The 22,406-nt window shown below is 43.6% G+C and carries 21 protein-coding genes and 1 tRNA gene; 2 read left to right on the top strand and 20 right to left on the bottom strand.

Features of this window, described 5'->3' with window-relative positions:
* The 5 genes from AC1DWN_RS11675 to kynU all read right to left on the bottom strand — a co-directional run.
* Positions 1–439, bottom strand: a 439-nt coding sequence (locus AC1DWN_RS11675; RefSeq protein WP_477559070.1) for a hypothetical protein, incomplete at its 3' end; no start/stop codon positions are given.
* A complete protein-coding gene (locus tag AC1DWN_RS11670; protein ID WP_477559069.1) occupies positions 423–896 on the bottom strand; it encodes a MerR family transcriptional regulator in 474 nt (157 codons plus the stop codon). The genes AC1DWN_RS11670 and AC1DWN_RS11675, both read right to left, overlap by 17 nt.
* Positions 897–1,538: 642 nt before the next feature.
* Positions 1,539–2,666, bottom strand: a complete 1,128-nt coding sequence (ald, locus tag AC1DWN_RS11665; RefSeq protein WP_477559068.1) for an alanine dehydrogenase — start codon at positions 2,664–2,666, stop codon at positions 1,539–1,541.
* Between the two features lie 60 nt (positions 2,667–2,726).
* The gene (locus AC1DWN_RS11660) at positions 2,727–4,085 is read right to left on the bottom strand and encodes an amino acid permease (RefSeq protein WP_477559067.1); all 1,359 of its coding nucleotides are present in this window, start codon (positions 4,083–4,085) and stop codon (positions 2,727–2,729) included.
* Between the two features lie 47 nt (positions 4,086–4,132).
* Complete coding sequence (gene kynU, locus AC1DWN_RS11655) at positions 4,133–5,419, bottom strand: kynureninase (protein ID WP_477559071.1); 1,287 nt, start codon at positions 5,417–5,419, stop codon at positions 4,133–4,135.
* 205 nt (positions 5,420–5,624) lie between these two features.
* Between kynU and AC1DWN_RS11650 the strand changes: the two genes are divergently transcribed.
* On the top strand, positions 5,625–6,239 hold the full coding sequence (locus tag AC1DWN_RS11650) for a TetR/AcrR family transcriptional regulator (RefSeq protein WP_477559066.1): 615 nt from the start codon (positions 5,625–5,627) through the stop codon (positions 6,237–6,239).
* Positions 6,240–7,207: 968 nt separating this feature from the next.
* On the opposite strand, the gene AC1DWN_RS11645 is transcribed toward AC1DWN_RS11650, so the two are convergent.
* The 4 genes from AC1DWN_RS11645 to nrdR all read right to left on the bottom strand — a co-directional run bounded on the left by AC1DWN_RS11645 (position 7,208) and on the right by nrdR (position 10,333).
* Positions 7,208–8,386 (bottom strand): MFS transporter, encoded by a 1,179-nt coding sequence (locus AC1DWN_RS11645; protein WP_477559065.1) that lies wholly within the window; start codon positions 8,384–8,386, stop codon positions 7,208–7,210.
* 29 nt (positions 8,387–8,415) lie between these two features.
* A complete protein-coding gene (locus AC1DWN_RS11640) occupies positions 8,416–9,231 on the bottom strand; it encodes a MerR family transcriptional regulator (protein ID WP_477559064.1) in 816 nt (271 codons plus the stop codon).
* 500 nt (positions 9,232–9,731) lie between these two features.
* Positions 9,732–9,807 (bottom strand) — tRNA-Ala (locus tag AC1DWN_RS11635).
* 43 nt (positions 9,808–9,850) lie between these two features.
* Entirely contained in the window at positions 9,851–10,333 is a 483-nt protein-coding gene (gene nrdR, locus AC1DWN_RS11630) for a transcriptional regulator NrdR (protein WP_477559063.1), read from the bottom strand.
* A 144-nt stretch (positions 10,334–10,477) separates the two neighbouring features.
* Between nrdR and AC1DWN_RS11625 the strand changes: the two genes are divergently transcribed.
* Positions 10,478–10,696 (top strand): small, acid-soluble spore protein, alpha/beta type, encoded by a 219-nt coding sequence (locus AC1DWN_RS11625; RefSeq protein WP_475809217.1) that lies wholly within the window; start codon positions 10,478–10,480, stop codon positions 10,694–10,696.
* Between the two features lie 105 nt (positions 10,697–10,801).
* On the opposite strand, the gene AC1DWN_RS11620 is transcribed toward AC1DWN_RS11625, so the two are convergent.
* The 11 genes from AC1DWN_RS11620 to AC1DWN_RS11570 all read right to left on the bottom strand — a co-directional run.
* Positions 10,802–11,368, bottom strand: coding sequence for a lytic transglycosylase domain-containing protein (locus AC1DWN_RS11620; protein WP_477559062.1), 567 nt, complete (start codon positions 11,366–11,368; stop codon positions 10,802–10,804).
* The gene (gene coaE / locus AC1DWN_RS11615; protein ID WP_477559061.1) at positions 11,365–11,961 is read right to left on the bottom strand and encodes a dephospho-CoA kinase; all 597 of its coding nucleotides are present in this window, start codon (positions 11,959–11,961) and stop codon (positions 11,365–11,367) included. Before coaE ends, AC1DWN_RS11620 begins: the two co-directional genes overlap by 4 nt.
* A gap of 15 nt (positions 11,962–11,976) precedes the next feature.
* Positions 11,977–12,699 (bottom strand): MntP/YtaF family protein, encoded by a 723-nt coding sequence (locus AC1DWN_RS11610; RefSeq protein ID WP_477559060.1) that lies wholly within the window; start codon positions 12,697–12,699, stop codon positions 11,977–11,979.
* Positions 12,700–12,901: 202 nt separating this feature from the next.
* Positions 12,902–13,741, bottom strand: coding sequence for a DNA-formamidopyrimidine glycosylase (gene mutM / locus AC1DWN_RS11605; protein ID WP_477559059.1), 840 nt, complete (start codon positions 13,739–13,741; stop codon positions 12,902–12,904).
* 47 nt (positions 13,742–13,788) lie between these two features.
* On the bottom strand, positions 13,789–16,467 hold the full coding sequence (gene polA / locus AC1DWN_RS11600) for a DNA polymerase I (protein ID WP_477559058.1): 2,679 nt from the start codon (positions 16,465–16,467) through the stop codon (positions 13,789–13,791).
* A 117-nt stretch (positions 16,468–16,584) separates the two neighbouring features.
* Positions 16,585–17,790 (bottom strand): EAL domain-containing protein, encoded by a 1,206-nt coding sequence (locus tag AC1DWN_RS11595; protein WP_477559057.1) that lies wholly within the window; start codon positions 17,788–17,790, stop codon positions 16,585–16,587.
* Positions 17,787–19,328 (bottom strand): GGDEF domain-containing protein, encoded by a 1,542-nt coding sequence (locus tag AC1DWN_RS11590; RefSeq protein ID WP_477559056.1) that lies wholly within the window; start codon positions 19,326–19,328, stop codon positions 17,787–17,789. The genes AC1DWN_RS11595 and AC1DWN_RS11590 overlap by 4 nt, the downstream gene beginning before the upstream one ends.
* Positions 19,329–19,493: 165 nt before the next feature.
* Positions 19,494–20,153, bottom strand: coding sequence for a phosphate signaling complex protein PhoU (gene phoU, locus AC1DWN_RS11585; protein WP_477559055.1), 660 nt, complete (start codon positions 20,151–20,153; stop codon positions 19,494–19,496).
* Positions 20,154–20,210: 57 nt separating this feature from the next.
* Positions 20,211–20,966 (bottom strand): phosphate ABC transporter ATP-binding protein PstB, encoded by a 756-nt coding sequence (gene pstB / locus AC1DWN_RS11580; protein WP_477559054.1) that lies wholly within the window; start codon positions 20,964–20,966, stop codon positions 20,211–20,213.
* A 129-nt stretch (positions 20,967–21,095) separates the two neighbouring features.
* Positions 21,096–21,971, bottom strand: a complete 876-nt coding sequence (pstA, locus tag AC1DWN_RS11575; RefSeq protein WP_477559053.1) for a phosphate ABC transporter permease PstA — start codon at positions 21,969–21,971, stop codon at positions 21,096–21,098.
* Between the two features lies 1 nt (position 21,972).
* A partial coding sequence (locus AC1DWN_RS11570) for a PstC family ABC transporter permease (RefSeq protein ID WP_477559052.1) occupies positions 21,973–22,406 on the bottom strand: 434 nt, incomplete at its 5' end.

Genomic DNA, 22,406 nt, shown 5'->3' with positions numbered 1-22,406 from the left:
CCCTACTGGACTGCGGTGGCTGACCTCCTAACTGTTTTTTCTTCATTCTTGTGCCCAGTATGATGATGGCCACATAGATTACGATGGCAATAGAATCGATTAACGTATCCTTAAGTGCCGAAACATCATGAACTGCCGTTACGCTAAGAATGACCATAAGTCGGACGATCAGAATCGACACGATCATCCACGCGGTAAACCAGACTTTCGATCGCTCACTTTGGAATGACAGAAAAATGAATGCGATACCGAAGACCAGATTTTCCACCGTGATGATGTGCCAGACATACGTGAATACCGTCCGAGTATCCATCGATATCCCGCTAATGTCGAGCGTTGACAATACAGCAGATTGCCCGTTCCATGCGTGCGTGACGGCAAACAGTATCGCAAGAATACCTGCAATCAAATAATAAAAATTCCTAACCTTGATGGTCATAACATCCCTCCTCGGAAATTCCCGGTTCATTATTTCGGATACCCTGGTAAATCTCACGAACAATCTCTGCCAACCGTTGATCGCTTTCATGATTTAAGTCCCTTAGCGTTTCGGCTGCTACGTTGAGCAATTGACTGACCTTTTCTAGATGGGCAATCTTCTTACGCGTTTCTGCATTCTTGGCATCGAGGAACGAAGCAACCTCTTCGCAATTAGCGGGATCGATATTTTCCATCCTGTGGAAACTAAACTTCCCTCTGATTTCGTCAAGAGAAAAGTCCGCATACTGCATGATTTGAATATTCATCAAATCGATGAGGTCGTCCTTCGAATACCTGCGATACTGATTGTCTTCTCGAGACGGCGATACGATTCCAATCYGGTCATAGTACCGAAGCGTATCCTTCGATATCCTAAGCATCCGTGAAACCTCTTGTATAGAATATAATTTTTCCATGAATTTAAAATAACATTTGAGCTTACTCCAAAGTCAAGTCATTTTCATATTTTTTCTAGATGAGCAATCAAACAATCTTCGAATCGTATTAAGCGAAACCCTTTTCAGGTTGCGTTGAATGTCTTATTTGGTGAAGCCTAGGGGGATACTGCTCGCAATACTCGCATATCTATCATGGGATGTCCGAATCTTGATCCAATTGCTGACGAAGCTTACTCGACGGGGACTTTTAGCGGTAGATTCAGACGCCGTGCTCCTACATTAGAAGTATTTCCTTCGATGCTTATTCACTTCATTCCGTCCGCGCGGACTGAACCTAGGGGTATTACACTACCCTAATTTATATAACAAGTTACTTCAAATCTAAAGAAATGGAATATTCTTCTTCTCTCGCGTCGTTTGAAACTAGCTTTATACTTCCTAGCTGTGCCTCCCGAATTAAGATTATGCATCGCCAAAAAAGCCACCATTGTGGCTTTTCTGACGAGATATGATTTTCCTACGAAAGATTATGATTTGGCAAGAACGGCAGCAACCATGACGGGCGGAGCATAGTTTGGGTATTATTCAACGCTAAAATAACTTCATTAAGTTAATTGAAGGTCCCCTCAAGTAAAACCTTTTTTTCTAAAGCATCTTTTTCTAAAGCATCCTTTTTTCTAAAGCATTTTCTAACTTTACATAGTCGTAACCAAGATCTTTGGCAACTGCTTCAAAAGTAATTTCACCATTTGCTACGTTTACTCCAAGTTTTAATGCTTCGTTCTCAGCGATTGCTCTATATACACCTTTGTTTGCCATCTGCAATGCATATGGAAGAGTAACGTTCGTTAAAGCGATGGTAGAGGTCCGCGGAACCGCACCAGGCATGTTGGCTACAGCGTAATGAACGACGCCATGCTTGACATAGGTTGGATTGTCGTGTGTTGTAATTTGATCGATCGTTTCAACGATTCCACCTTGGTCGATGGCAACATCAATGACAACAGAACCAGGCTTCATTGCCTTCACCATTTCTTCCGTTACCAGTTTTGGAGCTTTTGCTCCAGGAATCAATACCGCACCAACTAAAAGATCAGCTTCAGCTACTGCCTGTGCGATATTGAATGTGTTGGACATTAGTGTTGTAATTTGATTTCCGAAAATATCATCCAATTGACGTAAACGGTCTGCGCTTAAGTCGATAATCGTTACATCAGCGCCTATTCCAATTGCCATTTTTGCTGCGTTCGTACCTACGATACCGCCGCCAATAATGGTCACTTTCCCACGGTTCACACCAGGAACGCCTGCAAGGAGAATTCCTTTGCCTCCGTTTGATTTTTGTAGAAATTGGGCACCAATTTGTGTAGCCATCCGGCCAGCAACCTCACTCATCGGCGTAAGCAATGGTAAAGTGCGATTCACCGAAACGGTTTCATAGGCAATGGCAAGAACTCCTTTTTCTTTAAGTGCCTGGGCTAAAGCCGGTTCAGCGGCCAAATGCAAATAAGTGAATAAGATCAAGCCTTTACGGAAATAGCTATACTCACTTGGAAGTGGCTCTTTCACTTTCATAATCATATCTGATTTTCCCCATAAATTTTCCACATTTTCAACAATTTCCGCACCGGTATCAGAGTAATCCTCATTCGTAAAACCACTGCCTATACCAGCGTTTTTCTCAACTAACACTTTATGCCCAGCATTTACGAATGAAACGACTCCAGCTGGAGTTAACGCGACACGGTTTTCGTTATTTTTAATTTCCTTAGGAATACCAATTATCATGAGAAGATCTCTCCTTCGTTATTAAGCTCTAATTTTTCCAGTCTGCTTTTTGAATAAATCTCACTTTGGACGCTTTTTTTTCATAATAAAATAAACGATGGATAAAAACAGCAGCCAAGGGATACCGAATTGGAGCATAATTTTGAAATCAGTAAACCATGCTGTGATCATTAAACTTAGTAGGAGAAGTCCCCCCAATATCGTCAAATAAGGAAAGCCAATCATTCTTACTGGTAATTTTCGCCCGCCCATTTTATCCCATTTCTTACGGAAAGATAAATGAGAGATGAAAATAATCAACCAGGTAAAAAGTGAACCGAACATAGAAATCCCCATCATAAATGCATAGGATGATCCCGGAAGCAGCTCACTTACAACCGCAGCAAGAATAATTCCCATTGTGGAAACTGTTAGTGCAGTCGTTGGAACACCTTTCTTATTAAGCTTGCCAAGTACAGCTGGCGCAAGCTTTTCTTTTGATAAAGAAAACATCGTTCGTGAGGAAGCATACAACTGTCCGTTCATGGAAGATAAAGCGGCTGTTAAAACGATAAAGTTCATTATTCCAGAGGCGCCAGGTATGTTTAAGATTTCCATTACTTTTACAAATGGACTTTCTTCAATTCCTGCAGATTGCCATGGAACAATCATCAACATGATCGCCAAAGTAAGCACATAGAAAATAGTCAATCGGAAAACAGTTGCTTTCAATGCTTTCGGTACGGCTACATCCGGCTCTTTTGCTTCACCTGCAGTAACCGCAATCAATTCTGTGCCTAAAAAGCTAAAAAGAGATATAAAGACGGCAATCCACATCCCTTTAAAACCGAATGGCAGGAAACCTCCATGATCTACCAGGTTATTAGCACCCACATTTTCATAACCTGAAGTTCCAAAAAGAACGTACGCTCCTAGAAGAATAAACGCAACAATCGCACTAACTTTGATCATGGAAAACCAATATTCGAATGTTGCAAATGCATTCACGCTGGTAGCGTTTACATATATAAGAACTGCTGTAAATACGATGATCCAAATGACACCAGGGACTCCTGGAAACCAGTATTTCATATAGAGCGCGATTGCACTTATTTCAACCCCAATGGCAAGAACCTGGGCAATCCAATAAGAGTACCGGACAAGAAAGCCTACCATGGGATGAAGATATTTATCGGCAATCGTTCCAAAAGCTCCTGAAGTTGGATGGGCAACCGTCATTTCTGCCAAACATCCCATTAATAATAAAACGATAAAAGCACCTATTGTATAGCTGAGCAATACACCAGGTCCGGCAGTACGAATGGCAAGTCCGCTTCCAAGGAATAATCCCGTCCCAATTGCCATCCCCATTGCGATCATCGAGAGCTGACCAGTAGTTAACTCCCGTTTTAAACCCTCACCKCTATGTTTATTCTCCATCTATTTCATCCCCTTTAGGCTTTGTCCGGCCATATTAGCGTTTTACATTATGCAACAACTTCACGTTCATTTTTAAATTTCTCATACTGTTTTTCTACCATGATCTTTTTAAGAATTTGAACCACTTCCCAAACTTCCTCGAAGGAAGAATAAAGGGCAACAGGTGCAAGACGAATGATGTTAGGTGCTCGAAAATCCGGAATGATCCCGTTTTCCTTCAATGATTTACAAATTCGCKCTGCTTCAATATGTTCAAGGCTCACATGCCCGCCGCGTCGTACATCCTCTCTTGGCGTTCCAATGACGAATCCCATATCCGCTAATTCACTGTCAATTAAATTCATTAAATATCGATTGATTTTAAGTGACTTTTCGCGAATATTCCCAATACCTGCTTCTGTAAATATTTCCAAAGACCCAATCAAAGGGGCAACGCTAAGCAAATGAGGAGTTCCTATTTGGAAGGCTCCTGCGGAAAGAGCTGGAGTTAATGTATGCTCCATGTCGAATTGTTTCTCTTTAGCAGAACTAAACCATCCGGCGAGTCCAGGCATCCTTCCAAAATGCTTACGATTCACAAATAAGCCTCCAACACCGCCAGGTCCGCCATTCAAATGTTTATAATTACACCAAAAGGAAAAATCTACATCCCATTCRCTGAAGGAATGCGGAATCGAACCTACTGAGTGGCAAGCGTCAAAGCCAATTACAATACCTCTACGATGTGCTTCATCGGTTAATCGTTTGATATCCAATATTTGACCACTACGATAAAGTACGGTGGGCAAGAGGATTAAAGCGACTGTATCGTCCATTGCTTCGATAATGTCATCTTCTTCTAAAAAGCGGCCATCTCGGCTTTTCACGCGAATAAGTTGTGTATCGGGATCATATCCATGAATCCGTATCTGGCTCTGAAGAGCATAAATATCGGATGGAAATGTTAGTTCATCTGCTAAAATTTTTGTGCGTTTTCCTTCTGGCTGATAAAACGTAGAAACAAGCTGATGCAGATTTACTGTCGTAGAACCGGTCACAATGACTTCTTCAGCTGAACCTCCTACTAACGGAGCAAGTTTCTCTCCTAGTTCCTCCGCCATAAAGAACCATGGATGTTTCCCCTGCGTCCAGCCATCGATTCCATGTTCCTTCCAATCCTCTAAAGATTCCAAGAGAGTCCTTTCCGCTCTTTTCGAAAGAAGACCCAACGAGTTCCCATCCATATAAATAGATCCTGGCTTTAAATAAAACTCTTCTCGAAAATGCGCAAGAAAATCTTCCTTATCCAATTCTTTCGCATATCGTAAAGTTACATCAAAGTTTTTCAAAAGCATCATGATTCTCCCCTTTACAGATGATAATAAAGCGCTTTCTTCAATGAATATGACATTGTGTCAATAACATTATCTATTTAAATATGACATTGTGTCAATAATATTCTTCATCCAATTTTTAACATGCACACCCACCTAGTGATATCCCTTTCCTTTTCATAATAATTCATATATTCTAGAGATAATGAGTAGTGGGGGAATAGGAATGAATAATCATAATATAGAGGATAAAAGACATTTACGATCGCTGAAAACACGAAAAAAATTATTAGAAGCCGCAAGGGAAGTTTTTCTTCAAGAAGGTTTTCAAAAAGCAACGATCTCGCAAATGATTAACAAAGCGAGTATCGGATACGGAACGGCATATGTACATTTTGGAGGAAAAGAAGATCTTTTAATCGTATTGATGGAGGGTGTCATGGAGCGATTTTTTGAAATTGCCGAGATCTCCTTCCTGCCAAAATCGAATCAAGAAGCTGAGGAAATCATTCGCAAACAAGCGAATGCTTTTTTAAAAATGGCTGAAGCTGAACGGGATATGATGCAAGTCTTCGAACAGGCAATTGGGGTTTCTTCTTTAGTTTCGGATAAATGGAAAGCCATACGGGAAAAATTTATTCAGCGGATTTCAATAGACGTTGCCTACGCACAACAAAACGGGTTAGCTAGATCCGAAGTTAATCATGAGATTGTGGCAAGAGGTTGGTTTTTTACGAACGAAATGTACCTATGGGAAATTGTCCGGGACGAACAACATAGTTCTGTCGAGGAGATCGCTAGAACGATCACTTCTGTCTACGTCACAGGACTTTATTTATAGTGTTAGATCTAACCGTAAGTTCTTGCGGTAGTCGACTTGGCGTCCGGCACCTGATCCGACCAACTTCAGAACTGAGCTCTTCGAATACCCCACGTAGAGGTATGAAAGTACTTCCTTCTACGATCTTAAGACCCCTGCTCCTCCGTTCGAAGCGATACAAGGAATCATTTCTTCCACTCCGTCCGCGCGGGCGAACCTGTAGGGGGTATATACAAACCCCCTATAGGTTTAGTGACAGGGTTCCCTTATGGTACCATAAGGTTCTTTCTGAGTATCTACTTAAAGGGGATAATACCAAGTTCTTGTGTTTAAAGGCTTTTTAAGTTACGGAGCCTAGGGGGATAAAACTCGCACATGCTCGTCTACCCATCTTGGGATACCGAATTCTGATCTAATGGCTGACGAAGTGTACTCGACGAGGACTTTTAGCGGTAGATTCAGACGCCGTGCTCCTCCATTAGATATATTCCTACGAAGCCGAAACTGTTTGGTTTACTCGTTGACTTTTCGTCCTATAACACCTTTAGAACTTGTAAAACACCTTCGGGTGAGTGACAGACATGTTAGACGTTTATTAAGTCAGATGGTAAAGATGCAACTACTCGTTATTGCCAGCGGCCAACAACGTGCTCGTACTTACAAACTTCGATTATAATGAAAAAAATTATTGAAGCTGTGACACTCACATTTGAAGGACAATATCCGCTATTCACTGAAATCATCCACATATTACATTAAGCGAATACATAGGTTCCGTTATTCGCTCAATCTAATACTAATTTTGCTCGTATGAAGGGTATTTAAACAATCTCCTGTCCTCTTCGCCTCTAATAAACCACCATACAAAAAACACACTCAAAATGAGCGTGCCTGAATGTAATATGTGGTGGACACTAGCGGGATCGAACCCATAATCCTTCCTCTCTCATATTGCCACATTAATAGATCTATTAGTTGTGAGGACAACCTTAAACATTTATAGACTGATTACGGTCTAATCTGTAGCTGATAAATGTCAGCAATGAGGCAGCAATCGCAATAATCCCCCCGAACCAAGACACATCAATCAATTCCTTGTGCGTCGTAACAACTCCTCCAAGAGCTGATCCAAATGCTATTCCGACGTTTATGGATACAGGAGTCAATGATGAAGCCAAATCCTTCGCAGTCGGAAAATATTTATCAGCCAAATCAATGAAATACAGCTGCATAGTAGAGTTCATTATATAAACGATAAGAGCAATGAATGATATGCTAATCAACCCCGTAGCAATCGAGTTGAAGGAAACATAAAGCGATGCGAGAATGACCGCTTGAATAAGAAACACATACCTGAGCTTTCTAATCCCGTTGCGATTTGCCAATCTCCCACCAATTAAAGTACTGAACACGGATACAACTCCGTAAAGTAAAAATACAAGACTAATATACTGGTTAGGGACAAAAAGTACTTCTTGCATCAGAGGAGTTAAATACGTATATACGGTATATGTCGCTCCAATACTTAACGCAGGAATAGAGAATGCTATTATAATACGCGAATTGGTTAATAATTCGAGTTGTTTTTTTAATGAACTTTGAAGCCCTTTTAGTCCTTTGGGAATTGTCGCCGCGCTTGCGATCAGAGAAATAATTCCTAACAGAGCAGTAAACCAAAAGGCCAATTGCCAACCACCCCATTGTCCGATATAGGTACCAAGAGGGACTCCGACTACACTAGCGATTGTAAAGCCCATAAAGACGATTGAAATCGCCATACCCCTCTTCTCGGCGGACACTGTTTCGCTGGCAACCGCCATTGCAAGTGCGATCAAAACTCCGGTCACAATAGCAGTTATTATTCTGGAAATAAGGAGCAGCGCGTACGAACCGGATATAGCGGTTATGATATTACCTATTATAAATACCCCAATCAAAGAGAGCATAAGCGGGTACTTGGAGAACCGACTGAATATAGCCGTTAATATGGGTGTACATATTGCAAAAGATATGGCAAATGCTGATACTAGAGCCCCGGCTGTTGAAATAGAAATATTCAAGTCGGTTGACACTTCAGCCAACAGTCCGACAATGACAAATTCACTTGTTCCTAAGACGAAGGTCAATAAAAATAAATTTAAGGTCAGAATCTTTTGATGTTTACTCAAAGATGAATCTCCTTTCCATGTAATCTTCTTCAAACTCTTTCGACAGCAATCTGGACTTCAGCAATGTAAGTTTCCGGATCGCCTAATTTTTCATGAGGAAGACAAATTTCTCGACGGGGCTCATTCCCCTTTATGCGGAAACCGTTTCGTTCAATCCAAAATGCTAATTCTGTGCTCGCCATACATGAGCTCCTCGTCCGACAAACATGGACAAGCGTAGCCATCGTCGTAACTTTAGGCAATCGTGTTACCATGAAGGGAGGGCTGCTCGGGATTTCGTGAGTTAGCGGACGTGCCACTTCGATATCTATCTCGTCCTCACTTTCTTCACAGCCGTGCCAAAGCACAATTTGAGATGATGAAGACATACCTAATTTCCCTAAATGATCGTCCAGTAGTTTAAATAACTCAGGTATCTCCCTATACGAAGTTCTACAGCGGTAAGAAATCACAAACTTAGGCTCAACTTCCTTTAAAATGACATCGTGTGACGTTTGGTTTTCCCCCTCATTCTCGAGGTAACACAGACGTTCTTTGATTCGAGTGAGTCTATCCTGTTCCTTATCTAGGGTGGACTGAATTTCRTTTTGTTTGATCCGAAACATCCCCCTAATTTGTTCAATCGGGACTTGCTCGCACATCATTTGACGAATTTGTTCCAAAGAGAAACCCAATTCTTTATATGCCAAAATACGATTGAGTTGAAACATTTGGTCAGCCGTATAATAACGATATCCTGTAAATTTGTCAGTGTGAGCTGGTGTGAGCAAGTTCAATTGGTCGTAGTAACGAAGTGTTTTGACAGACACTTGACTAATCTTCGAAAACTCACTGATTTTAAACATCGTTACACTTCCCTTTCATGAATATTTTCAATTCTCTCCTCGTCTTTACCAAGTATAACTATCCTGTTAAGGGGAGAGTCAAGTGAGATTTTAATATCCTTAATTTTTCAAATAAGCAGTGTTATAATACACCACAAAAATCTTGATATCGTGTTCCTACGATAGAGCTCTAAGTGCAGCGTCTACCACCCAAACAAAAAAAACCACTTCGAATGAAGTGGGTTGAATTTATTGTTTGGTGGAGCCTAGGGGATATAGCTCGTACTAACTCGCTAATCCATTTTGGGATGTCCGAATCTTTGATCTAATGGCTGGCGAAGCGTACTCGACGAGAACTTTTAGCGGTAGATTCAGACGCCGTGCTCCTCCATTAGATGTATTCCTACGAAGCTAAATCTTCCATTCCGTCCGCGCGGACTGAACCCCAGGGTTCGCCCCCTGGGCAATCCACCAAATAAACAGAAAACCACGTCCAGAGGACGTGGTTTGAATTGTTTATTTGGTGGAGCCTAGGGGGATCGAACCCCTGACCTCTTGCATGCCATGCAAGCGCTCTCCCAGCTGAGCTAAGGCCCCAAATGACGATAAAACTGATATTATCACAAGATCGCCAAAACTGTCAATCTTTATCTGTTGGACTGCTCAAGGGATCCTTAGAGAGCAGACTGTTGAGCTCCTTCATAAACATTTCGATATCTTTGAATTGGCGATATACGGATGCGAAGCGAACATACGCTACCTCATCAACAGGATAGAGCTCATTCATTACAATCCCGCCGATTTCGCTGCTATCTACCTCTGCAAGAGCTGTTGTGCGAAGCTCTTTCTCAACCTCAGAGACGATTACTTCAAGACGCTCAGCAGGTACTGGACGCTTCTCACAGGCGCGAATAAGACCTCGCAAAATTTTGTCGCGACTGAATTCTTCACGGCTGCCATCTTTTTTGATGACGATTAGCGGTGTCTCCTCAATCATTTCGAAAGTCGTGAAACGGCGGCTGCACTTCTCACATTCACGTCGGCGGCGGATTGATTTGTTTTCGTTGGCCGGTCTGGAGTCTAATACTTTGGTTCCGGCATAGTCACAGATTGGGCATTTCATGCTGATCCATTGCCTCCTTTCTCATTCAAAACATCTAATTTTCAAAGATTTTTCTTAACCTAAACTTTTTTCCAAACAATTCCTGTAATGAACTTTTGATTTTCGCACATAATACATTTACCAACCGCAAGGAGGTGAATATACATGAGCGCATCACGCAGCAGTAACCAATTGGTTGTTCCACAAGCGACAGCAGCACTTGACCAAATGAAATATGAAGTGGCTCAAGAGCTAGGAATCTCGATGCCGCAAGACGGCTACTTCGGTAACATGGCTACAAAAGACGCAGGCTCCATCGGGGGATCTATCACCCGTCGTCTAGTACAAATCGCTGAGCAATCACTTGCCGGCGGAGCACGTTAATGATTTATTAAAAGTTGTATGAATATCTGTAGCTTTGGCTGGGCCCGTCCAAGAAGAGATGGGCCGCCAAGGCTTCAACTTATTTTCATGTATGAGAAGCTCGTATTAAAAGCTAGGATAAATACCTTTGTACTTATTATAATAATAAATGACTCTCTGTACATAGTGTCTTGTCTCTCCGAACGGAATTTGATCTACTGTTTTTAGCTGTCCATCCCAGACACCAGTGTCAAGCCATTTACGAACATTGCCTGGCCCTGCATTATATGCGGCTATAGCAGCGATAGAATTCTGATCAAATTGCTGATGCAATGATTTTAAATACCAAGATCCAACCTCGATACTGACATCAGCACGATGCCTAAGTACATCCTCCGTTACTTCCTTGAAACCTGCCTTTTGAACGACCCATGTAGCCGTGTTAGGCATAATTTGCATTAACCCAAGTGCACCCTTCTTTGAATCCTTACCCGTCTTATAATTCGTTTCACTACGTATAATGGCAGCGACCAAATGAGGCTCAACACCATAATTCGATGCGCTTGCACGTATATCATCCTTATAGTAAATCGGGTACATCATCGTTGCGAGCCAGTCCGATTTCAGAAACAAAATCGTTATTAGTCCGATCAACAATACCAGAAGTACTCTTTTCTTAAGTAGTAGTCTCATGTTAAACCCTGATCTTTCCAAAATTGATCAATTTGACGACTTGTCTCCTCCAGTGTACCGCTGTTATCAATGACCCAATTTGCGAGCTCACGCTTTTGTTCTATATTCATTTGTAGTGAAACGCGCCTTTCAGCCTCTGACTTAGTAAACGAGCTTCGCTCCATGAGTCGTGCAATCTGGATTTCCTCGGGCACATAAACAACCATGACACCCTTATATAAATGCTGCTGCTTCGTTTCATACAGGAGGGGCACATCTGCAACGATAAGACGTTCCGGATACTTCTCCTCATAGGTATGAATGCGATGCTGCATACTAGCTCGTATTGCTGGGTGAGTGATGGCTTCCAATTGCGCTAAGGACGCTTTATCTTGAAAAACAATTTCGCCAAGCGCTTTACGGTTAAGCGATCCATCAGGCAGCAATACAGCTTGTCCGAACAGAGAGGCGATAGCCTCTAGCGCCGACTCTCCGGGAAGCACGACCTCCCTCGCGACTTGATCGGCATCCACCAGCAGCGCACCGCGTTCAACAAGCATTTTTGCGATTGTGCTTTTACCGCTTGCTATACCGCCGGTTAATCCGATTATCATCCCATTCACCTCTACTTATAACAACTTCATGATTCCCATCATAATCAATAATATGCCTGGCAAAAAAGATAATGCTTGCATACCCTTCCAAGATGAGAATCTGAACCCGAAACGGATTCCTCCAACTAGAAAAATAGCGCTCGCTGCAGTTATCGTTAACGCAGTTATCAAGGAAGGCAAACCGATCATTGCCGCACCAAGACCTGCGCCAAATGCATCAATGGATAGTGCAACTCCTAGCATGACTGCTTCCGATGCGGAGATCGTTCCCGATTTGTCCACGTCAGCCGATTGTGGCGTCCGCAATATTTGAATGACAAGACCTAGACGCTTGAGCTCCACCATGACGACCAGTGCTGTATTGGCAATCTCGTCAATGGGCGGTATCTCCTGACTTTGTGTAACTGAAGCTGCTTCACTATGACTCGTATTGGCTTCCGTACGATCAATGGCCTCATCATTTTGGCGCCCGCGTTTTAGCTGAAATAATGCCCAACAGCCAATAACAATAAGAATGCAAGCACCAATCAGTCTGGCCGCAAACTCAGACAGAAATCCAGTCAATAAACCGCCAACCTGCATCGACAACCAAATAATGAAGCCCGAGCAGCAAGCAATAATGAACACGGATAAAAACGGAATACGAATACGCCTCAGACCATACGTTACTCCAACGCCAAAACCATCCAAGCTAACGGCAAAAGCTAAAACTAACAGTGACGCTGCATGCGCGAACAATCGCAAGTCCCTCCCCGCAGAGCGACAGCCTCGTGCATCCCCAGCGTAAACAGCTGGTGCCGACCCTTGCCGGCGTAAGCTCGTTTCGCGGTGATTACACTAGACATCCGCCTATTGCTCATAATACGGATATCATATGCGGGGAGTTAATGACGGTGCATAGCGCCACCGGATTGCTAATTATAGGATCCTCATTTTCGAGCTATTTAGAGCTTGTTATTGGTTGGCATTTACTGCAAATATGCGTCCCTCTGCCTGCCACCGTAAACTTCTCGATCGGTTTAGAGCAGGAAGGACAAGGCTCGTCCTTCTTACCGTATACGAGCAGTTGATGCTGGAACATTCCCATTTCGCCTTGCCCGTTCACATAAGACTTAATAGACGAACCGCCTGCTTCTACAGCTCGACCAAGTGTCGAACAAATGGATTCGTACAATCTCTTCCACTCAACCGGTCTTAACGTGTCAGGTGTCCGCTCCGGATGGATTCGGGCCTGAAACAAAGCTTCGTCTACGTAAATATTTCCCAGTCCAACGATATGCTCTTGATTGAGCAGCAAAGACTTAATACGCGTGGACCGATGTGCTAACTTCGTTCTTAAAACTTCCATTGTGAAACCAGGTTCCAAAGGCTCAATTCCCAGCTTATTAAGCGGTGGAAGCACAAGCTCTTCACCCTTCAGAAACAAATGCATCGTACCGAATTGACGTACATCCTTATAGCGTAAATCCGTACCATCTTCAAAATGAAACAGTACATGTGTATGGCGTTCAATTGGCTCGTCCGATTGGAACACGCCATATCTGCCTTCCATTCGTAAATGGGATACGATAACGAGATCATCTAAAATAATTCTTAGAAACTTACCGCGACGCTCGACCGTTTCAATCTTTTGTCCGATAAGTGCATCTGCGAACTGTTCTGGTTCTGCAGGACGCTGTATAATACGCGGTAATCCAACGGTTACTGATTTAATCCGTTTACCAGCTACTAATTCAATTAATGTTCTTTTGACTGTTTCTACCTCAGGCAATTCAGGCATTTCTCTTCACCTCAACTACCATTATAACCGAAACTGACTGCTTAGGGTTACTTTGCCTCATACCAATTCGCACCGTAACTGACATCCGCCTTAAGAGGCACATCAAGCTTCAACGCGGCGGACATGACATCCGGCAACAGCGACTTCATCAGCTCAAGCTCATCCTCCGGAACCTCAAACACGAGCTCATCATGAACTTGCAGAAGCATACGGCTTCTCAGCTTGCGTTCACGAAGTGCATGATCCATATGCACCATCGCCAGCTTGATAATATCTGCAGCCGTCCCTTGAATCGGCGTATTCATCGCAGTACGTTCCGCAAACGAACGAATGTTAAAGTTCGACGCTTTAATATCCGGCAAATAACGTCTACGACCAAGCAATGTCGTTACATATCCATCCTTGCGAGCTTCAACCACGACATCGTCCATAAATTTGCGCACACCTTTGAACACTTCAAAATACTGCTCGATAAAATGTGACGCTTCCTTACGAGTTATGCCTAGATTTTGCGATAGACCAAAATCACTTATTCCGTAGACAATTCCGAAGTTTACGGCTTTGGCTTGTCGGCGCATGTTGGAATCAACCTGCTCCGCCGATACTCCAAACACGTCCATGGCTGTCTTCGTATGGATATCCATATCGTTAATGAACGCTTCCTTCAAATTCTCGTCACCGGATATATGCGCGAGCACACGCAGCTCAATCTGCGAATAATCCGCAGCCAGTATGGACCATCCCTTCTCCGAAGGAACAAACGCCTTACGAATCTTCCGGCCTTCCTCAAGTCGTATCGGAATGTTCTGTAGATTAGGGAACTGACTGCTTAATCTTCCAGTTGCGGCAATGGTCTGACGGTAGTACGTATGCACCTTGCCAGTCTCACTGCGAACCTCCTTCAGCAAACCCTCGACATAGGTCGATTGCAGCTTAGCAAGCTGTCGGTAATTAAGTATCAGCGGAATAATCTYACTATAAGGAGCCAGCTCTTCCAACACCTCGGCATCGGTAGAATAGCCTGTTTTTGTTTTCTTCTTAGCAGGCAATCCGAGCTTATCGAACAAAATTTCACCAAGCTGCTTCGGAGAGCCAATATTGAACTCCGTACCTGCATGCTTGTAAATATTCGTTACGAGTGTAGTTAGCTGGCGTTCTAGTTCACTGCCAAGCGCCTTCAGCTCTTCCCGCTCCACCTTGATGCCCTGACGTTCCATTCCTGCAAGAATACGAGACAACGGCTGCTCTAGATCAAAATAAAGCTTACTCATTCCAGTCTCATTCAATTCCTCCGTCAATAGCGGAACAAGACGTCTAACCGCCTCTGCTTTTAGTGCCAAATGACGATAAAGCGTCTCTGCCTCCGGCAGCTTGAATTTAGCACCTTTGCCATAAACGGCTTCATCAGCAGGCAATCCTGGCAAATCATGCTTCTGATTAATGCTGCTCAGCGTCTGGCTTGCTTCTGTCGGGTCCAGCAAGTAGGCAGCAAGCTGAACATCGAATGCCGATCCATTCAGCATAATACCGCCCCATGCTAGCGCAAGCTCCACTTTATGCAGATCAAAGCCATATTTGGGCTTGTCCGCTTGAGCCATCCATTCACGGAGCTTCGCCATAAATGGCTGCTCCAATACGGAAATGGAAACGACATATACCGCTTCCTCAGTCGCGATTGCTAAACCAATCAGTTCTGCATGATGCGGATTTTCGCCAATGGCTTCTACATATAAACCGTTCTTATCAGTCTGCTCCAGCGTTTGCAGCAGCTTCTCCAACGCTTCTGCATCGTTCTCTGATGCAATAATAGTAATTGTTAAATCCGCTGCGGATTGCTGAGCGGCTTCCTCCGCTGAACCTACATCAACGCCCAATTGCAGACGCTCGATAAGCGATTTGAATTCAAGCCTGCGAAAGGCTTCGCCAAGCTTGGCAGAATCATAGCCGTCATAACGGATAGCTTCCGTTCCTTGCTCAAGAGGCACCTCGCGGAAAATCGTCGCCAGCTTCTTGCTCATGATGGCGTCGTCCTTGTGATTCTCGATATTTTCCTTTAATTTACCTTTTAGTTGATCCAGATTGTCCAGCACCTGCTCAACTGATCCATGCTCATGCAGCAGCTTAAGCGCCGTCTTCTCACCCACACCTGGCACACCAGGTATGTTATCGGACGTATCACCCATAAGCCCTTTTAGATCAATGATTTGCAGGGGCACAAGACCATATTTTTCTTGAATAGCGGCAGGGGTATACACATCTATTTCGGTTACACCCTTCCGCGTCATTACAATCGTGACCTGCTCTGAGGCTAGCTGCAGCATGTCCTTATCACCTGTTACAACTACTGCTGGTACGCCCTTCTCATCTGCAATGCGCGTAAGCGTACCGATGATATCATCCGCCTCATAGCCGGATAATTCGAACTGTGCAATGCTGAATGCTTGCAGAAGCTCTTTCAATACAGGAAATTGCTCAGAAAGCTCAGGTGGTGTTTTGGCCCGTCCACCCTTATACTCACTGTATCCCTCATGACGGAACGTTACTTTTCCCGCATCAAACGCTACAAGCACATGGGTCGGCTTTTCTTCCTCAAGCAGCTTAAGAAGCATCGTTGTAAATCCAAATATTGCATTCGTATGTAAACCTGCAGAATTTGTAAGCGGCGGCATCGCGAAGAAGGCCCTATAAGCGATACTGTTCCCGTCTATTAGCATCCATTTTTCCATATGGTTTCAACACCTCATTTATGTAACTTCAATCCCTTCTATTATACCACAAAATGGACTTCCCCAAGCACTGTCTGCCTTAGGAAAGCCCATCTTCCTTGCTATACTGTTTCATAATCAAAACGCTGCGGGTTTGCCGAGTAAATAACCTTGCGCATATTGGACACCCATCTTACGAACGAGTGCAAGCTCCTCTTCCTGTTCTATCCCCTCTGCTATGACCGAAATGCCCATTTTGGAAGCTAGCTGAATTAAGGTATGTAAAATATGTTCCTTCATCTCATCCATATGTATGTTCTGAATAATAGAACGATCCACTTTCAAATAATCCGGACGCAGCTCTACAATAGACTGCAAGGAAGAATAGCCGGCACCTACATCGTCAATCGCTATTTGATACCCTTGACTGCGGTAATGCTCCAAGGCCTTCTTCACGGAGGCAAAATCCGCAATCTCACTGCGTTCTGTTATTTCAAATACGATATTATGTGGTGATAAATGATGCTGCTCCAGTAGACCGAGCGTTTGGCCAGGTGAGAAGCTTGGATCCTCCATAATCTGAGCCATCACATTTATGAACAGCTTTTGCTCTTTTCCGAGAGTCTTGCAGCCAGCAATCGCCTTCTCCCTAGCCAAACGATCAAGGGCATAAGCTAATCCTTCCTTCTCTGCAAATAGAAACAACTCCATCGGCCCTGAAAACCAAGTCTGATCCTCTGTCCGCGAAAGGGCTTCATAGCCGAATACCTCTCCTGAATGCTGCAGTGCAATGATGGGCTGATAAACAGGTTTAATCATCCTGTTCTCTAGAAGTTTATCTATAGCTCGCCTCTTCATGCTATGCTTCATTGCTCCTGCTGATTGCCCGTGCAGGATTGCTCTTTTCATCGCTTCATACCAGAAATCTTCATTAGTTAGAGAGGTATCCTCGGCAACTACAGAAACACCGGAATGCAGCATTCCTTTCCAGCGAGATCTGTCATCCCTATTCAAGTTGTCTATAAATCGTTGTCCCCATGTTTCCGCATGCTTATAGACAAGCTCAAGCAGCCAACCCTCCAGAAGCTCCTGAGTTCCGCTTGGAAGCTTCATAAGAATAAACAAATCGTCATTCATCCACCGCAGATCCTCAAATAAAATGGAACTATGAAACATAGTCGTTACTTCATGATCTACGAAAACGCGCCATTGTTTCTGGAGAGAAGCTTCCTGTCTTTTATGAGACTCAAGCGGAACACTCCATGACAAATAAATGATGCCCAAATGTCTTGAAACTCCGTTTTCCTTGCCGCCTTGCTGCTCTAACGCTCGTAGTTGTCTCACGTCCGCCTTCGTTCCTCTCCAAAATGCGATCCTGAAATTTGATCGATCACATAAGCACTGCCCTTTCGAGCCTTTGCCAGCTTCTTTAGCTTCGCTGCATGCATGGATATATATTCAGGTGTCAGAGGAACCTCACCATCCCAGATCATGAGAGATAAAGATAGTGAGACGCCATCCTGTTCAATAATATTCCCATGCCTATCCTCAATCGCAGTCACCTCTACTCCCCCGTAGAAAGCTTTTATTTCGTTGTCGAATCGCTCAATTAAAGTCTGGCAATACTTCTCCGCACGGTTCACACTCATAACGGTAATAAAATCATCGCCTCCGACATGCCCAATAAAATCATTCTCACACTGGAGCTGATCGAGTTCCTTCCTAAGCAGCTCCGCCAAATAGCGAATAAGCTCATCACCTAATCCGAATCCAAAATAATCGTTATACCATTTGAAATAATCCAGATCCGCATAAATGACTGCAAAAGGGTTCCCCAGCGCAATTCTACGCTGCAGCTCATGTTGAATTTCCTCATTGCCTGGTAGACCAGTTAGTGGATTTGCTCCTCTTGCTGCTTCTGTTCGCAGCGCGGTAATGCTCTCGAGTATCGAACGAATGGAAGCGGCACCTGCCATTTGACCATCCTTCGTAATAAGGACAACGTCATATAGTTGCGAGAAATCCCTTGCCATCGCGAGCTGAGAAACCTGTTCTACTGGAAATAGTTCATCTACAATAAGCGGATGCTTATTCATTATCCTTTCAACCGGCTTGTTCCAATATAGCGGAAGTCCGAATTGACCAGCCAGCATCTGATGCAGCTTTTCTTTCATTAAAATACCAATCGGACGTCCTTGGTCCACAATTACCGCGCCCTGCGCTTTCGCATTCGTATCAAAGAGAAATGCTACCTCTGACACGCGAGCATTTGGAGGGAAGATAGGAAAGGGTACCGCCAGCATCCCAATTGTGATGGTATTGGCCTGTAAACTCCTTTTATAACTCGGTTGCTTCCTATTAGGACTATCTCTCGACTCCATCTTATCCGCTTTCAATAAATCATTGGTTTCCTTGGATGACTGACAGTTGCTAACGTTTACTTCTTGATATGCGCTTTGTTCCACCGCCTCTAGTAGCATCCTATAGATGACTGTTTCGGATGAACGGCCCGTTACGGAGAGTGATGCTACGGCAGTGCCAACATTAGTCTCACAAGCTTTATCTTTCATATTGCTCTGTTCCTTGTGTTCCTTGATGACATGCTGCAAACGATCCTTCAATCTCTCTGAAGCAGCACTTATAAACCTTGCAATAGGTTCATCACTCTGCTGATTATGAAATAAAAAGAAATATTCATATTCCAGCTGCTGTTGCCAAAACAAGTTCGGTTCATCACGCTTCCACTGCTGTATCACTATTTGTAAATCAGCATTTGCCAGCTTAGAACTGACATAAACAACCCCTATGCCGCCATCATGCCACAGTCCCTTAATGGTGCGGACCATCTCACGGTTGAATAGGCCTACCCCAACCTCGTCCATCTCGATCCCCTCGATCAGCAATCGTCTAATTCAACTTCTCTAGTTCTACTGTAACAGCCGTTTGTGAATTATGAACCATTAAACCATTAACTAAAGGTAAAATTCGACAAAAAAACCGCCAAAGCAGGTTTGCTCCAACGGTCATTGACAGGGTTAGAAGTCATTTTATACATTCAAATCAGGACGGCTGCCTGTCACCAAATATACGACACTCTCACCAATATTCGTAGCATGATCGCCATATCTTTCCAAGTAACGACCTACAAAGCTAAGTAGAGATGATTGTGTAATGTTTCTTGGGTTTTCCATCATTAGCGAGTATAGCTCACGAGTAATTTGACCATACAAGGCGTCAACTTGATCATCGTCCTTCGCCATTTTGTAAGCCAAATCTACATTTTCTTGAATAAAAGATTGAATGGATTCATAAGTCATGAGCTGAACAATTTCTGCCATACGCGGCAGATCAATCAGCGGTTTAATCAGTGTCTGGCCTTCTAAACGCAATACAACCTTTGCAATATCAACGGATAGATCCCCCATGCGCTCCAAATCACTAGCAATTTTAAAAGCAGATAAAATACGACGCAAATCCTTTGCAACCGGCTGCTGCGTTGCGATAAGCTTTGAACCGACAGTTGTTATTTTCTCTTCCATTTGATTAAGGGTTGGATCATTCTTTATAACCAGGTTCGCGCGATCAGTATCTACGGTAACCAAAGCTTGCATCGACTCAACTAGCGCTTTCTCTACAAATGTACCCATATCAATGATCAGATTATGAAGCTGCTCCAGTCCTTGATCAAATTCTTTACGCGTTGTCATCACAGTGATCTCCCCCTTAAAGTTATCCATCCATGCTACTTTTAATCATGCAATTAGTTAGCCGAAGCGACCACTAATGTAATCTTCCGTACGTTGATCAACCGGGTTAGAAAACAGCTTTTCAGTGTCTGAATATTCAATGACTTCGCCATTCAAGAAAAACACGGTTTGATTCGATACACGAGCAGCTTGATGCATGTTGTGAGTGACCATAACGATTGTATATTTGTCTTTTAACTCCTGAACCAGCTCTTCGATCTTCAAAGTTGAGATCGGATCTAGCGCGGAAGTAGCCTCATCCATAAGCAAAATATTCGGATTGACAGCAAGAGCCCGCGCGATGCATAAACGCTGCTGTTGTCCGCCAGAGAGACCGAAGGCAGAACGCTTCAGATGATCCTTCACTTCGTCCCACAATACTGCTGACTTCAAGCTCGTCTCAACAATCTCATCGAGCTCCTTTTTGGAGGTAATACCGTGCAATCTAGGTCCATAAGCAACATTATCATAAATCGATTTAGGGAAAGGATTCGGCTGTTGGAACACCATGCCTACTTTTTTGCGAAGCGTCTCCACATCAACTTCATTCGAATAAATTTCAGTACCGCCGATAGCAATGCCGCCTTCAATACGCGTTCCGGGTATCATATCATTCATTCGATTAAGCGTACGAAGCAGTGTTGATTTGCCGCAGCCTGACGGACCGATGAAAGCCGTAATTGCCTTCTCTGGAATCGTTAGCGAAACATCCTTCAAAGCGTGAAATGCGCCGTAAAACAAGTTCAGTTTATTGATAGTAATAAGTGCTTCCATTTCGGTCTCCTCCTAAAGGTATAATCAAATTATAAGAATTTATAAGTTTCACATTTATAACATGCTTATAATTCACCGCGAAACTTTTCTTTGCCACCAAGGACGGCGACAGCCGTTTACGCTTGCTTCTTAAACGTTTTTCTGGTATTTGTTGCGCAGCAGAATCGCTGAGAAGTTCATAAGCAGCAACAAGGCTAACAACACAATGATACCGCTAGCGGCAAGCTCCTTGAACTCGAGCTGAGGCTTCGAAAGCCAGTTATACACTTGAATAGGTATAACGGTGAACGAATCTCCCAGACCATTCGGAAGAAATGCCACATACGTCAATGCACCTATCATTACTAGCGGAGCCGTTTCGCCAATAGCACGCGACATCGCTAGAATAACGCCAGTCAGAATCCCAGGAATAGCTGATGGCATGACCGATCTTGCAACGGTCTGCCATTTCGTAGCGCCTAAAGCAAAGGAGGCATCACGACGAGATTTTGGAACCGCTCGGATGGCTTCTTGAGCAGAGACGATAATGATGGGCAGTACAAGCAAGGTCATTGTAAGAGCACCTGCGATTAAACTGCGATCCAGTGCAAACAATCGAACGAATAAAGCTAATCCTAAAATACCGTATACGATAGATGGAACACCCGCCAGCGTACTAATGTTCAACTGGATGAGACGAGTCAAACGTCCCTTTTTCGCGTATTCCTCTAAATAAATGGCAGAACCTACTCCGAAAATAAAGGATAGCGGCGCCATAATAAGCAGCATATAGATCGTACCGACAATTGCTGATTTCATTCCCGCGTCATCTGCTTTTCTAGAAGGGAAATTCATGAACAAGTCCGGCTGCAGCCTTGAAATGCCATCGATCAAAATATCAATAATAAGCACACATAAAGCGATAACCCCTATAGAAGTCGCAATGACGAATAAAATGTGCAGCATCCAATCTGTTCTGCGTCTTCCTGCAATTTGCTTGCGGTCCGCGTCTTGAAAAATATCCATTCTAATACTCCTCTCTGAATCGTCTTGCCACGTATTGGGCAAGAATATTGAGCAGGAACGTAATAAGGAACAACGTCATTCCTACTGCGAATATGGAGCCATATTCAACCGTACCATGCGGTGTATCTCCCAGACTAACTTGAACGATGTAAGCGGTCATCGTCTGGATACTCTCAAGCGGATTAAAGGTCATGTTTGGTGTCGATCCTGCTGCTACGGTTACGATCATCGTTTCACCTATCGCACGAGAGAACGCAAGCACTGCTGAAGCTACGATTCCTGAGAAAGCAGCTGGTACAACGATTTTCAAAGCAACCTCAAAGCGAGTAGCACCTAGTGCATAAGCACCGTCTCTTAAACTGCGCGGCACCGCTGACATGGCATCTTCGCTAAGGGAGCAGACCATTGGAATAATCATAATCCCGACCACAATAC

The sequence above is a fragment of the Paenibacillus sp. P4_A7 genome (assembly GCF_056402455.1).
The sequence above is the reverse complement of the archived record's forward strand: the minus strand, read 5'-3'. Positions and strand labels throughout refer to the sequence as shown.

Bases quoted from the DNA above. Each gene is read 5' to 3' on its own strand.
- ald (WP_477559068.1), bottom strand. From the start codon at position 2,666: ATGATAATTGGTATTCCTAAGGAAATTAAAAATAACGAAAACCGTGTC.
- coaE (WP_477559061.1), bottom strand. From the start codon at position 11,961: ATGATAATCGGATTAACCGGCGGTATAGCAAGCGGTAAAAGCACAATC.
- pstA (WP_477559053.1), bottom strand. From the start codon at position 21,971: ATGGATATTTTTCAAGACGCGGACCGCAAGCAAATTGCAGGAAGACGC.
- pstB (WP_477559054.1), bottom strand. From the start codon at position 20,966: ATGGAAGCACTTATTACTATCAATAAACTGAACTTGTTTTACGGCGCA.
- AC1DWN_RS11590 (WP_477559056.1), bottom strand. From the start codon at position 19,328: ATGGACGAGGTTGGGGTAGGCCTATTCAACCGTGAGATGGTCCGCACC.
- phoU (WP_477559055.1), bottom strand. From the start codon at position 20,153: ATGACAACGCGTAAAGAATTTGATCAAGGACTGGAGCAGCTTCATAAT.
- AC1DWN_RS11620 (WP_477559062.1), bottom strand. From the start codon at position 11,368: ATGAGACTACTACTTAAGAAAAGAGTACTTCTGGTATTGTTGATCGGA.
- AC1DWN_RS11625 (WP_475809217.1), top strand. From the start codon at position 10,478: ATGAGCGCATCACGCAGCAGTAACCAATTGGTTGTTCCACAAGCGACA.
- AC1DWN_RS11650 (WP_477559066.1), top strand. From the start codon at position 5,625: ATGAATAATCATAATATAGAGGATAAAAGACATTTACGATCGCTGAAA.
- nrdR (WP_477559063.1), bottom strand. From the start codon at position 10,333: ATGAAATGCCCAATCTGTGACTATGCCGGAACCAAAGTATTAGACTCC.
- mutM (WP_477559059.1), bottom strand. From the start codon at position 13,741: ATGCCTGAATTGCCTGAGGTAGAAACAGTCAAAAGAACATTAATTGAA.